This window comes from Streptomyces sp. P9-A2 (assembly GCF_036634175.1).
Classification (GTDB): domain Bacteria; phylum Actinomycetota; class Actinomycetes; order Streptomycetales; family Streptomycetaceae; genus Streptomyces; species Streptomyces pratens.
Genome location: NZ_JAZIFX010000001.1, coordinates 4,871,288 through 4,885,111, shown reverse-complemented (window position 1 = coordinate 4,885,111; position 13,824 = coordinate 4,871,288). Strand labels below are relative to the sequence as shown.

Annotated in this window: 12 protein-coding genes and 1 pseudogene; 2 read left to right on the top strand and 11 right to left on the bottom strand. The window is 71.6% G+C overall.

The window, feature by feature from the left end:
- Positions 1-49: 49 nt before the first annotated feature.
- The 8 genes and pseudogenes from alr to V4Y04_RS22350 all read right to left on the bottom strand — a co-directional run bounded on the left by alr (position 50) and on the right by V4Y04_RS22350 (position 8,315).
- Positions 50-1,249: an alanine racemase gene (gene alr / locus V4Y04_RS22385; protein WP_332430106.1), complete on the bottom strand. Its 1,200-nt coding sequence runs from the start codon at positions 1,247-1,249 to the stop codon at positions 50-52.
- A 332-nt stretch (positions 1,250-1,581) separates the two neighbouring features.
- Positions 1,582-3,108, bottom strand: coding sequence for an NAD(P)H-hydrate dehydratase (locus V4Y04_RS22380; RefSeq protein ID WP_332430105.1), 1,527 nt, complete (start codon positions 3,106-3,108; stop codon positions 1,582-1,584).
- Between the two features lie 154 nt (positions 3,109-3,262).
- Positions 3,263-4,464 (bottom strand): annotated as a pseudogene (locus V4Y04_RS22375) (RNA-guided endonuclease InsQ/TnpB family protein).
- A gap of 174 nt (positions 4,465-4,638) precedes the next feature.
- Positions 4,639-4,818: a hypothetical protein gene (locus tag V4Y04_RS22370; protein WP_332430103.1), complete on the bottom strand. Its 180-nt coding sequence runs from the start codon at positions 4,816-4,818 to the stop codon at positions 4,639-4,641.
- A gap of 10 nt (positions 4,819-4,828) precedes the next feature.
- Positions 4,829-5,200, bottom strand: coding sequence for a holo-ACP synthase (locus V4Y04_RS22365; protein ID WP_332430101.1), 372 nt, complete (start codon positions 5,198-5,200; stop codon positions 4,829-4,831).
- Positions 5,201-5,255: 55 nt separating this feature from the next.
- Entirely contained in the window at positions 5,256-7,103 is a 1,848-nt protein-coding gene (gene glmS / locus V4Y04_RS22360; protein ID WP_332430099.1) for a glutamine--fructose-6-phosphate transaminase (isomerizing), read from the bottom strand.
- 105 nt (positions 7,104-7,208) lie between these two features.
- Positions 7,209-7,988 carry a hypothetical protein gene (locus tag V4Y04_RS22355; protein ID WP_332430097.1) on the bottom strand — a complete coding sequence of 260 codons (780 nt, stop codon included), beginning with the start codon at positions 7,986-7,988 and terminating at the stop codon, positions 7,209-7,211.
- Between the two features lie 171 nt (positions 7,989-8,159).
- Complete coding sequence (locus V4Y04_RS22350) at positions 8,160-8,315, bottom strand: hypothetical protein (protein ID WP_332430095.1); 156 nt, start codon at positions 8,313-8,315, stop codon at positions 8,160-8,162.
- 28 nt (positions 8,316-8,343) lie between these two features.
- On the opposite strand from V4Y04_RS22350, the gene coaA reads away from it, so the two are divergent.
- Entirely contained in the window at positions 8,344-9,333 is a 990-nt protein-coding gene (gene coaA, locus V4Y04_RS22345) for a type I pantothenate kinase (protein WP_332430093.1), read from the top strand.
- A gap of 272 nt (positions 9,334-9,605) precedes the next feature.
- On the opposite strand, the gene glmM is transcribed toward coaA, so the two are convergent.
- From glmM to rplM, 3 genes are all read right to left on the bottom strand, one after another.
- Entirely contained in the window at positions 9,606-10,964 is a 1,359-nt protein-coding gene (gene glmM / locus V4Y04_RS22340) for a phosphoglucosamine mutase (protein WP_332430091.1), read from the bottom strand.
- A gap of 389 nt (positions 10,965-11,353) precedes the next feature.
- On the bottom strand, positions 11,354-11,884 hold the full coding sequence (gene rpsI / locus V4Y04_RS22335; protein ID WP_332430089.1) for a 30S ribosomal protein S9: 531 nt from the start codon (positions 11,882-11,884) through the stop codon (positions 11,354-11,356).
- Between the two features lie 42 nt (positions 11,885-11,926).
- Positions 11,927-12,370 (bottom strand): 50S ribosomal protein L13, encoded by a 444-nt coding sequence (rplM, locus tag V4Y04_RS22330; protein ID WP_332430087.1) that lies wholly within the window; start codon positions 12,368-12,370, stop codon positions 11,927-11,929.
- 509 nt (positions 12,371-12,879) lie between these two features.
- On the opposite strand from rplM, the gene V4Y04_RS22325 reads away from it, so the two are divergent.
- Complete coding sequence (locus tag V4Y04_RS22325) at positions 12,880-13,761, top strand: hypothetical protein (RefSeq protein WP_332430085.1); 882 nt, start codon at positions 12,880-12,882, stop codon at positions 13,759-13,761.
- The last annotated feature ends 63 nt before the right edge of the window (positions 13,762-13,824 follow it).

Genomic DNA, 13,824 nt, shown 5'->3' with positions numbered 1-13,824 from the left:
GTACTACTTCGTCACGCCGTCATGTCGTTCGTCACGTCATGCCGTCACGTCATGCCGTCACGTCGTCCGTCACGTCGCCCACTGCGTCGTTCACATGGACGCGCGGGACACGGGCTCCGATCCGGGTGACGATCTCGTACCCGATGGTGCCCGCGGCCTGCGCCCAGTCCTCGACGGTGGGCTCGCCGCGGTCGCCGGGGCCGAAGAGGACCGCCTCGGCGCCCGGTGAGGGCTCGTCCCCGCCGAGGTCGACGACGAACTGGTCCATCGCGATCCGCCCGGCGACCGTACGCAACTTGCCCTCGACCAGCACCGGGCCGGTGGAGGAGGCGTGCCGCGGGATGCCGTCCGCGTAGCCGAGCGGGACCAGGCCGAGGGTGGTGGCGCCCGGGGTGACGTAGTGGTGGCCGTACGAGACGCCGTGCCCGCCCGGGACGTGCTTCACCAGGGCGAGGGAGGCGGTCAGGGTCATCACCTGGCGCAGCCCGAAGTCGGCGGGGGTGCCGATCTCCGGGCTGGGCGAGACGCCGTACGTCGCGACGCCGGCCCGGACGAGGTCGAAGTGACTGTCGGGGAGGGTGAGGACGGCGGCCGAGTTGGCGATGTGCCGGACCTCGGGATCGATCCCCTGCCGCTCGGCGTACGCCACCATCTCCCGGAAGCGGGTGAGCTGGGCCTCGATGGAGGGGTGTCCCGGCTCGTCGGCACAGGCGAGGTGCGACCACAGGCCGACGACGCGCAGCAGGCCGCCGGCCTCGGCGGCCAGGGCCGCGGCGACCAGCCCGGCCCAGTCCTCGGGCGCGCAGCCGCCCCGGCCCAGGCCGGTCTCGGCCTTGAGGTGCACGCGCGCGGGCCGCCCGGCGGCACGCGCGGCCGCGGTGACCTCCTCCAGCGCCCACATGCCGCTGACGCCGACGTCGAGGTCGGCCTCGACCGCCTCCCGCCACGGCCCGCCGGGCGTCCACAGCCAGCACATGACGCGTACGTCGGCGGGGATCCCGGCGCCGGGCGCGCGCAGCGCCAGCGCCTCCTGCGGGGTGGCCGTACCGAGCCAGGCCGCCCCGGCCTCGACGGCCGCCCGCGCGCAGGCGAGGGCGCCGTGCCCGTAGGCGTCCGCCTTGACCACGGCCATGAGGGCGGCACCGGACGCGTGGGCGCGCAGGCTCCGCACATTGGCGCGCAGCGCGCCCAGATCGATCTCGGCGCGGGCCCGGAGGGTCGCCTTCCGCACAGCATCGTTCTCGTTCATCGCGCCCCAGTCTCTCAGAGCGGTACGACGCCTCACCAGGAGTGGTACGGCCAGGACCACCGCGGTGGGGTGGCCACGGCACCAGCGGGCCCCGGGCGGGGGTTCCACCGGGACGCTGCCGGTCAACTCGGCACGGCGTTCCGAGCCCGCGAACCCGTACCGGCGCGGCACTCGGTCCTTCCCTCCCGCTGCGAACCGTGACACGTTTCCGGAAAGCGTCAGAAAGCGTCAGAAAGTGCCACGGTCTGCGGGCACATACATGCCCCAGGTCCGCCGTATTCGCCGACGGAGCCCGGATTCCGTCCGCCCTGAGCCCCGGAGGACTTCCGGACTCACCCGCGCATGACGTCCCGCCACGCCTCCGGGATCGCCGCCGCCACGTCGTGCGCCCCCGCAGGCGCGCCGTCCGCCGCGTAGCGTCCCGCGAGCCCGTGCAGATAGGCCGCGGCGCTGCCGGCGTCCAGCGGCGACAGCCCCGCCGCCAGCAGCGAGCCCGCCAGGCCGGACAGGACGTCCCCGCTCCCGGCCGTGGCCAGCCAGGACGTCCCGGTCGGGTTCACCCGTACGGCGGTACCGTCTCCCGGGTCGGCGACCAACGTGGTGGAGCCCTTGAGCAGCACGGTCGCCCCGTACCGTCCGGCCAGTTCACGCGCCGCGGCCAGCCGGCCTGCCTCGACCTCCTCGCGCTCCACCCCGAGCAGCGCGGCGGCCTCGCCGGCGTGCGGGGTCATCAGCGTGGGTGCCCTGCGTGCCCGTACGGCCGAGGCGTCGGCCAGCCGCAGACCGTCCGCGTCGATCAGCACCGGGACATCCGCCGCCAGCACCTCCGTCACCGGGCCCGCGTCGTCCCCGGCACCCGGCCCGGCGACCCACGCCTGCACCCGCCCGGCGTGCTTCGGACCCCGGTCGGACACCAGCGTCTCGGGGAAGCGCGCGATCACGTCCCGCGTGGCGGGACCGGCGTACCGTACGGCCCCGGCGCCGCCCCGCAGCGCACCGGCGACCGCGAGCACGGCGGCTCCGGGGTAGCGGGCGGACCCGGCGGCGATGCCGACGACACCGCGCCGGTACTTGTCGCTCTCCGCGCCGGGCACCGGCAGCAACCGGGCCACGTCGGCGTGCTGGAGCGCCTCCAGTTCCGGCTCGGCCGGCAGTTCCAGCCCGATGCCGACGAGCCGCACCGACCCCGCGTACTCCCGCGCCGGGTCGACGAGCAGCCCCGGCTTGTGCGTCCCGAAGGTCACCGTGAGGTCGGCCCGGAGCGCGGTGCCGCGCACCTCGCCGGTGTCCGCTTCGACGCCGCTCGGCAGGTCGACGGCGACGACCGTGGCACCGGACCGTTCGGCGGCCTCGGCCAGCGGCACCGCCTCCGGGCGCAACCCGCCCGTGCCGCCGATCCCGACGATGCCGTCCACCACGAGATCGGCCCGCCGGACCGCCGCGACGGCGGCGGTGTCGGCATCGGCCCCCCTGTTGGCGTGGGCCACGGCGTCGGCATCGGCATCGGCATCGGCGTCGGTGATCCCCACGGTCCGGCCGCCCGCCCGGCGCAGTGCCGCGAGCCCGGCGGCGTGGGCGCGCTCCGGCGCGAGCAGCACCGCCGTGACACCCGCGCCGCGCCGCGCCAGCCCGGCCCCGGCGTAGAGGGCGTCGCCGCCGTTGTCCCCGCTGCCGACCAGCAGGACGACCCTGCTGCCGTAGACCCGGCCGCGGCTCCGTCCGTCGCCCCGCCCGAGCAGGTCCGCACAGGCCGCGGCGAGCCCGGCGGCGGCGCGCCGCATCAGCGCGCCCTCCGGCAGCCGCGCCATCAGGTCCCGTTCCGCCGCCCTGACCGTCTCCACGCCGTACGCAGTCCGCATACGTCCGAGTGTCCCGCACGGAACGGCCCGACTGCCGCTCGCCGGAGGCCGTCCCGCAGCTCGGAAGCCGGTCGAAAGCTGTCGAAGCCCGCGCGTCCGTCGAGAACTGCTACAACTTGAATGCTCTCCCTCGCGAACGAGGGAGATTCCTGGCTCACGCTGCTTGTTCGCTCGGCGAGCGATCGAGTCTTACGCGATCAACACCAGCCGGGTTCAGACCTGCCCGGAGAAGCATCACGCGGGCGGAGTTCTTGTCCCGGGGGAGACGGCTCCGCACGCGGTGCAGGTGTAAGTACGTTCCGACAGCGGCAGTGCGTGCTTGGCTCTCGCTCCGCACCGGGCGCAGTCCATGGTGGTGTGTGCGGGATGCACCAGACGCACATCCCGGCCGTGCTTGCGGCCCATCTCGACCAGGGCCCGCTTGGTGACGCCGATCGCCGCGTCCGCGGCCTTGCGGGCCATGGATGTGCGGGCGAGAAACTTCGGGCGGAAGTCCTCCACCGCGATCACGTCATGCTCGCGCACAACCCTCTTGGCCCACTTGCGGGCGGCATCCTGCCGCTGCCGCGCGATCCTCGTGTACGCCTTCGCCCGCAGCCGCTTCGCCTCCCGGTAGCCCCGCGAGGCGGCCTGCCCCCTGGCGGGTTTACGGCGGGCCATCATCCGGTCGTAACGGGTCAGCTTCTCCTTGGCCTTGTGGCCGTGCCGGGCGTGCGGGAGATCGTGGGCGTCGCTGGTGGTGGTCGCCGTCTCCCGCACGCCCCAGTCGATGCCGATCACCGCACCGGCCGAAGGGAGCGGCTGCACCGCGGCGGGGACGACGAACGAGGCATACCAGTGGCCGAGGCTGTCGCGATAGACCCGCACGCTCGACGGTTCGGCCGGCAGCGCACGCGACCACACCACCCCCATCGCGATGCCGCCCGCGAGGTGCAGACGCCCGCCCCTGAGCCGGAACCCACGCCGCGTGTAGTTCAGCGTCGGCCGCGACACACGCTTCCTTTTATGCTTCGGCAGACCCGCCCGCCGCCCGAGCGGCAGACGGTCCGTGATGTCCATGAGAGCCTTCGCCCGGGCTTTGGCGTAGTCGCGGATGATCTGCTGCTGAGGCACCGAGGAACCTGCGGCCAGCCAGGGTGTGGCCGAACGGGCCCCGGTCAGCATCTTGTCCAGTCGGGCGGGACCGCAGGACTCCCCGTCCTGGTGGTCCTTCTTCGCGCGCTCCACGCACTCGTTCCACACCCACCGGCAGCGATCCCACTCGGCCTCCAACGCCACCCGCGCAGCCGACGGCACGCGCAGCCGGTAGGTGTAACGGGCGCAGCCGACCGCTTCTGCGACCGTCCTTGCCTGCACTATGCCTTCACCTTTCCCGATCCCTCTAGGTTGCCAACGGGAACGGCGTGACCTCCCGAGCCCTCCAGTGAGACGGTATGCGCGACCGCCGCACATCGGTGCCCCGATCACACGGACACCACCCGGGCCAGCGACCGCGGGGAACACAAGTTCCCATTCCGCCCGCCCGGCCGGTCACCGACGCCGCCGCCCGCGCCCCGCCCGACGAGCCGTCCGCACCATGCGCACCACCGTGGACACCACGACGAGCAGGGCGGCAGCGGCGAGAAGCGCCTCTCCCCACACCGGCAGCCGTCCCCCGGCCTCCCCGACCCCGGGAAACCCCAGCAGGCCCGACCGGTCCATGCCCGTCACCCGCCCTCGTTCACCCCTCGGCAACGACGACCGCCGAGGCCACCCCGGCGTCATGGCTGAGCGAGATGTGCCACGACCGCACCCCCAGTTCCTCGGCCCGCGCCGCCACCGTCCCCTTCACCCGCAGCCGCGGCTGCCCGCTGTCCTCGCAGTACACCTCGGCATCGGTCCAGTACAGGCCACCGGGCGCGCCAAGAGCCTTGGCCAGCGCCTCCTTCGCCGCGAACCGCGCCGCCAGCGAGGCGATCCCCCGCCGCTCCCCACTGGGCAGCAGCAACTCGCCGTCCACGAACAGCCGCCGCGCGAGCCCGGGCGTCCGCTCCAACGACGCCGCGAACCGCTCGATCTCGGCCACGTCGATCCCGACTCCGATAATGCTCATGCGCAGCACCTTACGAGCCCGTACCCCGGTGCGGACTCCGACGCGGGCTCCGGGGTCACTCCACCGTGACCGACTTCGCCAGGTTGCGGGGCTGGTCCACCTCGTTGCCGCGGGCCGTGGCCAGTTCGCAGGCGAAGACCTGGAGCGGCACCGTCGTCACGAGGGGCTGCAACAGCGTGGGGGTGGCCGGGACGTGGATCAGATGGTCGGCGTACGGGACGACCTCGTCGTCGCCCTCCTCGGCGATGACGATGGTGCGGGCGCCGCGGGCGCGGATCTCCTGGATGTTGGAGAGGATCTTGTCGTGGAGGACGGAGCGGCCGCGCGGTGACGGGACGACGACGACCACGGGCAGGTCGTCCTCGATCAGGGCGATCGGGCCGTGTTTCAGCTCGCCCGCGGCGAAGCCCTCCGCGTGCATGTAGGCGAGTTCCTTGAGCTTGAGCGCGCCCTCCAGGGCGACCGGGTAGCCGACGTGCCGGCCCAGGAACAGCACGGTCTTCTTGTGGGCGAGGGCGCGGGCGAGCTCCCGTACCGGCTCCATGGTCTCCAGGACCCGTTCCACCGAGCGGGCGATGGAGGACAGGTCCCTCACGACCGCGCGGATCTCGTCGCCGTACTTCGTGCCCCGGACCTGGGCGAGGTAGAGGGCGACCAGGTAGCAGGCGACCAGCTGGGTCAGGAAGGCCTTGGTCGAGGCGACGGCGACCTCGGGGCCGGCGTGGGTGTAGAGGACGGCGTCGGACTCGCGGGGGACGGTCGAGCCGTTGGTGTTGCAGATGGCGAGGACGCGGGCGCCCTGTTCGCGCGCGTGCCGCAGGGCCATCAGGGTGTCCATGGTCTCGCCGGACTGGGAGATGGCGATGACGAGGGTCTGCGGGTCGAGGATCGGATCGCGGTAGCGGAACTCGCTCGCCAGCTCGACCTCGCAGGGGATCCGCGTCCAGTGCTCGATGGCGTACTTGGCGATCAGCCCGGCGTGGAAGGCCGTCCCGCAGGCGACGATGACGACCTTGTCGGCCTCGCGCAGCGCCTTCGGGGGGATGCGCACCTCGTCCAGGGAGAGGGCGCCCGAGCCGTCGATGCGGCCGAGCAGGGTGTCGGCGACGGCCCTGGGCTGTTCGGCGATCTCCTTGAGCATGAAGGAGGCGTAGCCGCCCTTCTCGGCGGCCGACGCGTCCCAGTCGATGTGGTACGTCCGGACGTCCGCCGGCGCGCCGTCGAAACCGGTCACCGTGACCTTGTCACGGCGCAGTTCGACCACCTGGTCCTGGCCCAGTTCGATCGCGGAGCGGGTGTGCTCGATGAACGCGGCGACGTCCGAGGCGAGGAACGACTCGCCCTCGCCGACGCCCACCACGAGCGGCGAGTTGCGGCGCGCGCCGACGACCACGTCCGGCGCGTCCGCGTGGACGGCGACCAGGGTGAAGGCGCCGAGCAGCTTCCCGCAGACGAGGCGCATCGCCTCGGCGAGGTCGGCGCAGGAGGAGAACTCCTCGGCGAGCAGGTGGGCGACGACCTCGGTGTCCGTCTCGGAGGCCAGGTCGTGGCCGCGCCCGGCGAGTTCGGCCCGCAGTTCGGCGAAGTTCTCGATGATGCCGTTGTGGACGACGGCGACCCGGCCCGCGTTGTCGAGATGCGGGTGCGCGTTGGCGTCGGTGGGACCGCCGTGCGTGGCCCAGCGGGTGTGGCCGATGCCGGTCGCCCCGGTGGGCAGCGGCCGGGCGGCCAGTTCCTTCTCCAGGTTGACCAGTTTCCCGGCCCGTTTCGCCGTGGCGAGCCCGCCGTCCGCGAGAACGGCCACGCCCGCCGAGTCGTAGCCCCGGTACTCCAGCCGTTTCAGTCCGGCCGTCACGACGTCCAGCGCCGACTGCGGCCCCACGTATCCCACGATTCCGCACATGCCCGGCAGCCTACGATCCGTCAGGCGCCGGACAGGGCCGCCGCGTGCCCGGAATCGGAAATTCCCACCGGTGCACGAGGCACCGGTGGGAACGGAGGGGGTGCGTCAGCCGAGCTTGGCGAGCTGGGCGTCGGAGATCTGCGTCGGGAAGGGGGCCTCCTCGCCGGCGGCGATCGCACCGAAGTTGACCGCCGAGAAGCCGGTGACGGTGGCGCCGGTGCGCGCGACGACGATCTTGACGGGCGCCTCGACGCCCTCATCGGCGGCCATCGTCACGGTGATCTCGACGGACTCGTCGGCACCCTTCGGCCCCTCGGTCTTGGCGGCCTTCAGGAACTCGATCTTCTCGCCGGCGGCGGTGGAGGTGAAGCCCTTGGCGCACTTCTCGACCGCGGCGTCGACGTCCTTCATGACCTGCTCGGCGCCGCCGTCCTCGTAGGAGGCGAGCGTGACGAAGACCTTGTCCATGTCGAGGCCGGCGAGCAGGGCCTCCGCCGGGTCCGTACCCTCGGCGGGCTTCTTCGCCTCACCGGTCCAGGAGCTCTTGACGGTGGCGGCGGGCGAGCCGACCGGGACCGCGAGCTGGAGGTTGGCGAGGGGCCGGCACGCCTCGTCGTCCACCTTGACCTTGTCGGCGCTAAGGTCGTCCGCCGCGGGCACCTTCGTGACCACCTTGCCCTCCTTGACGTCCGCCTGGACCAGCGCGGCCTTCTCCAGCTCGGCCGCGGTCAGCGCCTTGGCCGCGGGCGCGGAGGCGGAGTCGGCCTTGCCCTCGTCGCCCTTGCCGCTGTCGCTGTCGCCGGAGCCACCGCAGGCGGTGGCGAGCAGGGCGAGCGCGGCGGCGGAGGCGGCGAGAGCGGAACGGCGGACAGCGGTGGTTCTCACGTGGGAAAACTCTTTCTTCCAAGGCGCGGAGGACTCCGCGGCACAGTGCGCGAAATATAAACGCAACCCCTTCACGAATGATCATCGGAAGAACACTCGTGGGGCAACTGTGACAACCACGTGATCCTGCTCTGTCCGCCTGCCGTTCCGGCCCGGTCCGGCCCGGTCCGATCAGTCCTTCTCGCCGGGCTTCGAGCTGCGGCACTCCAGGGCCGGCAGCCGGTCCGGGGACGTCTGGAAGGCGGGGCGGAAGGCGTTCGCCGGCGGTACGACGAAGGCGTCGTACCGCTCGTTGGCCTCCATCACGTGACGCAGCCCACGAACCATCCCGTTCAAACTCCGTTAACAATGGACTGTGATCTCACCGGTCTCCTCGACGTCCCGGAGCGCCCACCGGCAGCGGCCGGAGGCGACTCCCTACCTCGACCTCACCCGCGCGGAGTGGAGCGCGCTGCGCCACAAGACGCCGCTGCCGCTGTCCGCCGACGAGGTGGAGCGGCTGCGCGGGCTCGGTGACGTCATCGACCTCGACGAGGTACGGGACATCTACCTCCCGCTGTCCCGGCTGCTCAATCTCTACGTCGGCGCCACCGACGGGCTCCGCGGCGCGCTGAACACCTTCCTCGGTGAGCAGGGCTCCCAGTCCGGCACACCCTTCGTCATAGGGGTCGCCGGTTCCGTCGCCGTCGGGAAATCCACGGTCGCCCGGCTGCTCCAGGCCCTGCTCTCCCGCTGGCCCGAGCACCCGCGCGTCGAACTGGTCACCACCGACGGCTTCCTGCTGCCGACGAAAGAGCTCCAGGCGCGCGGCCTGATGTCGCGGAAAGGTTTCCCCGAGTCGTACGACCGTCGCGCGCTCACCCGTTTCGTCGCCGACATCAAGGCTGGCAAAGACGAGGTGACGGCACCGGTCTACTCCCACCTCATCTACGACATCGTCCCCGGCGAACTGCTCAGCGTGCGCCGCCCGGACATCCTGATCGTCGAGGGACTCAACGTGCTGCAGCCCGCGCTCCCCGGCAAGGACGGACGCACCCGGGTCGGGCTCGCCGACTACTTCGACTTCAGCGTGTACGTGGACGCCCGCACCGAGGACATCGAGCGCTGGTACCTCAACCGCTTCCGCAAGCTGCGCGCGACCGCCTTCCAGGACCCCTCCTCCTACTTCCGCCAGTACACCCAGGTCACGGAGGAGGAGGCCCTCGACTACGCCGGCACGATGTGGCGGACGATCAACCGGCCCAACCTGGTGGAGAACATCGCCCCCACCCGCGGCCGGGCCACCCTCGTCCTGCGCAAGGGCCCGGACCACAAGGTCCAGCGCCTCAGCCTGCGCAAACTGTGACCGCGGGGCGGAACACCGGCACCGGCACCGACACCGGTCGCGGCCCGAGGGCGGGGCAACCACCGTCGCCTGCCCCGCGGCCCGGGTGACCGACCGGCGGGCAAGTGACGGGGAACCGGTGGCCGGGTGACCGACCGGCAGACAGGTGACCAACCGGCGGACAGGTGACGGGGAACCGGCGGCCCGGGTGACCGCCCGGCAGACAGGCGACCGGCCGGCCGGTGGCCGGCGGCCGCCGGACCGGCGCTGCCGGACGGCGGCCACCCGCTCCGTCAGCCCAGCGCCGACTTCACCACGTCCGCCAGGCGTCCCGCGACCGAGCGGGCCTGGTCGATGTCGGCGGCCTCCACCATCACGCGGACCAGCGGTTCGGTGCCCGAGGGGCGGAGCAGCACGCGGCCGGTCTCACCCAGCTCACGCTCGGCCTCCGTCACGGCCACCGCGAGCTCCCCGGAGGTCTGCACCCGGGTCCTGTCCACGTCGGGCACGTTGATGAGCACCTGCGGCAGCCGCTCCATCACCGACGCCAGCTCGCGCAGCGGACGCCCGGTCTCGGCGACGCGCGCGGCCAGCAGCAGGCCGGTGAGCGTGCCGTCGCCGGTCGTGGCGTGGTCGAGGACGATGACGTGGCCGGACTGCTCGCCGCCGAGGGCGTAGCCCTGCTGCTTCATCTGCTCGAGCACATACCGGTCGCCGACCGCGGTCTGCACGAAGTGGATGCCCTCGCGCTCCATGGCGAGCCTGAACCCGAGGTTGGACATCACGGTCGCGACGACGGTGTCGGAGCGCAGTGCGGAACGCTCCCGCATCGCCAGCGCGAGCACGGCGAGGATCTGGTCCCCGTCCACCTCTTCACCCGTGTGGTCGACGGCCAGGCAGCGGTCGGCGTCGCCGTCGTGCGCGATACCGAGGGCGGCCCCGTGCTCGACGACCGCGGCCTTCAGCTGCTCCAGGTGGGTCGAGCCGCAGCCGTCGTTGATGTTGAGCCCGTCCGGCTGGGTGCCGATGGTGACGACCTCGGCCCCGGCCCGCGCGAACGCCTCCGGCGAGACCCGGAAAGCCGCGCCGTGCGCCTCGTCGAGGACGATCCGCAGACCGTCCAGCCGGTTCGGCAGGACGCCGACGAGGTGGGCGACGTACGTGTCGAGCCCCTCCTCGTAGTCCCGCACACGGCCCACGCCGGCACCGGTCGGGCGGTCCCAGGGGGCGCCGGTGCGGTGCTCCTCGTACACGGACTCGATCCGGTTCTCCAGCTCGTCGGCGAGCTTGTGGCCGCCGCGCGCGAAGAACTTGATGCCGTTGTCGGGCATGGCGTTGTGGCTCGCGGACAGCATCACGCCGAGGTCGGCGCCGAGCGCTCCGGTCAGATGCGCCACGGCGGGCGTCGGCAGCACGCCGACCCGCAGCACGTCCACACCGGCGCTGGCCAGCCCGGCGACCATGGCGGCCTCCAGGAACTCCCCGGACGCCCGCGGGTCACGCCCGACCACGGCGGTCGGCCGATGCCCCTCGAACGTGCCCGCCTCGGCCAGTACGTGCGCGGCGGCCACGGAGAGGCCCAGCGCCATCTCGGCCGTCAGGTCCCCGTTGGCGACACCGCGCACGCCGTCCGTGCCGAAGAGTCGTCCCACTTGTCCTCCTGAGAAGCGTCAGTATCGAAATCCGTATCGAAATGTCATATCGAATGCCGTACCGGAAGTCGTATCAAGCGTGATGTCGCGAGGACGTGCTGCCGGACCGCGGACCGAGGATCCGGCCACCGGCCGGCAGGCATCGGCCGCCGGACATGCCCCTCGGCCCGTAGGCCACGGCACGGCCCATGGGCGCAGGTGAGGTGTTCGGCGGTCGTGATGCGTGTGCGGCTTCCACATCCCGAGGCAAGCACTCCCGGGCCATCCGATCAGATTAGCCGTCGAGCACCTTGTGCCGTTATACGCCCGCAGTGGAGAGAAAACGAACGCCCCGGCGGCACTGTGGCGTGCCGCCGGGGCGTTCGAAGTACATGCAGGGGCAGCTGCAATCAGCGCTTGCTGTACTGCGGGGCCTTACGGGCCTTCTTCAGACCGGCCTTCTTGCGCTCGACCGCACGGTCGTCGCGGCGGAGGAAGCCGGCCTTCTTGAGCGCGCCGCGGTTGTTGTCGAAGTCCGCCTCGTTCAGCGCACGGGCGACACCGAGACGGAGCGCACCGGCCTGACCGGAGACACCGCCACCCGCGATGCGGGCGATGACGTCGTAGCGGCCCTCGAGCTCGAGCACCTTGAAGGGCTCGTTCACTTCCTGCTGGTGCACCTTGTTCGGGAAGTAGTCCTCGAGGGTACGGCCGTTGATCTTCCACTTGCCGGTGCCCGGAACGATCCGGACGCGGGCAATGGCGTTCTTGCGACGGCCCAGGCCGGCAGCCGGCTGCGGGTCGCCGAAGGCGGGCGCCATCGACTCCGAGGTGTACTCGCCCTCGAGGGGCACCTCGGACTCGGTGGTGTAGCTGTCGACGTCGATGTTGACGTCGGTGTCGGTCTCTTCGAGCGGCTGCTCGGCAGTGGTCTCGGCCACGATGCTCCTCAGATTCTGTTCAGTCTTAGGGGGTGGCCGGAACTACTGCGCGACCTGGGTGATCTCGAACGGCACCGGCTGCTGCGCAGCGTGCGGGTGCTGGTCGCCCGAGTAGACCTTCAGCTTCGACAGCATCTGACGGCCCAGGGTGTTCTTGGGGAGCATGCCCTTGACGGCCTTCTCGATGGCCTTCTCGGGGTTCTTCGTCAGCAGCTCTTCGTAGCTGACCGAGCGCAGACCGCCCGGGTAGCCCGAGTGGCGGTACGCCATCTTCTGGGTCCGCTTGTTGCCGGAGAGGTGCACCTTGTCGGCGTTGACGATGATGACGAAGTCACCGGTGTCGACGTGAGGGGCGTAGATCGGCTTGTGCTTGCCGCGCAGGATGGTGGCCGCAGTGGTGGCCAGACGACCCAGGACGATGTCCTGAGCGTCGATGACGTGCCACTGGCGCGTCACATCGCCGGGCTTGGGGCTGTACGTACGCACGGTTCGTAGCCTTCGCTTCTTCAGTGAGTGGTCCTGACATGGTCACCGAAGACGATCACGACAGCCCTGACCGCACCACGGTGACGCATACCGTGTGCAGGTCGCTGGTCATCGGCCCGGTGGACCGGTGTAAGGGCCCCTCACGTGAGAATGAGCAAGCCAATACACATAACAAACATGCAGAATACCCACGCTCGGCCGGACGGGTCAAAACGAGTCCACCAGGCATGGGCTACACCAACTCTACAGGGGCTCGCCACCACCCGTCCCGCTCCCGTTCGCCGGGCCTGTCCCCCTCTCACGTGTCGAGGCCTTCCCCCTCTCGCGTGTAGGGCCTTCCCCTCCCCCACGTCGGGCCCTTCCTCTCCCGCGTGTCGGGGCCTTTCCCGCGCGCCTCGCACCAACCACCCGGAGTTGTCGCTTTTGCCCCCGGACGGTGGCAACGGTGAGGAGCGTGCACGGGGTCGGGGCGGGCCGACGCACCCCGCTCCCCGTCTAAGATGCGCCCCATGAGTTATGGGCAGGGGGGACCTCCTTCGCAGTGGGATCCCTGGAAACCGGAGTCTCAGCAGCCCTGGAACAAGGGGGGCGGCAGCGGCCAGTCACCGGACTGGGCCGCGCTCGCCGATGCGTCCGAGACACGTCACAAGCGACGGCGGCTGCTGCTCATCGGCGGCGGCGCGATCGCCACCGTCGCGATAGGCACGGCCGTGGCGGTGGCCGTCGTCTCCGCGAACGGCAGCAACCAGGCCTCCGACCCGTCCTCCCCGCTACCGGTGACCGCCGGCCTGCCGAGCGCCACCGGCACGGTCCCGTCGTTCGCCCCGACGAGCGCGCCGCCGCCGCTGGACCCGAAGGACTTCATCTCCAGTGCGCAGAAGGACCGGGCGCCGCTGGGCCCCGACGTCCTCTTCCCGGGCACGCAGCTCACCATGGGCGACACGGTGTACAAGAAGGGTCCGACGGCAGACACCCGCAACTGCGCCTCGGCCGCCAAGGTCACGCTGCCCAAGGTCCTCACGGACAACGGCTGCAGCCGCCTGCTCCGGGTCACCTACACCAAGGACGACATCGCGGTGACGGTGGGCGTGGCCGTCTTCGACACCGAGGCCCAGGCCGCCAAGGCCAAGCAGCAGGCCGACGCCAAGAGCATCATCAAGTCCCTCGCGGGCGGAGGTGTGAAGGAGTTCTGCGACGGCGCGGTCTGCCGCTCGACCACCAACTCCTACGGCCGCTACGCCTACTTCACCCTCTCCGGCTTCACCGCCGCCAAGAACGTGACGGAGAAGGACACGGCCGTCTTCGCCACCGGCAACGACCTCGCCGAGTTCACCTTCCGTCAGATCCGCCGCCGCGGCGAGGCCCAGGCCTCGGCCGCCGCGGAGGAGTGACGACGGCCGGACGCACTCCCCCGAAGCGCCGAGCCGGGCCCGGCTCGGCGCTTCGGCGCTTCG

Bases quoted from the DNA above. Each gene is read 5' to 3' on its own strand.
- alr (WP_332430106.1), bottom strand. From the start codon at position 1,249: ATGAACGAGAACGATGCTGTGCGGAAGGCGACCCTCCGGGCCCGCGCC.
- V4Y04_RS22350 (WP_332430095.1), bottom strand. From the start codon at position 8,315: ATGGTTCGTGGGCTGCGTCACGTGATGGAGGCCAACGAGCGGTACGAC.
- V4Y04_RS22380 (WP_332430105.1), bottom strand. From the start codon at position 3,108: ATGCGGACTGCGTACGGCGTGGAGACGGTCAGGGCGGCGGAACGGGAC.
- V4Y04_RS22325 (WP_332430085.1), top strand. From the start codon at position 12,880: ATGAGTTATGGGCAGGGGGGACCTCCTTCGCAGTGGGATCCCTGGAAA.
- V4Y04_RS22365 (WP_332430101.1), bottom strand. From the start codon at position 5,200: ATGAGCATTATCGGAGTCGGGATCGACGTGGCCGAGATCGAGCGGTTC.
- glmS (WP_332430099.1), bottom strand. From the start codon at position 7,103: ATGTGCGGAATCGTGGGATACGTGGGGCCGCAGTCGGCGCTGGACGTC.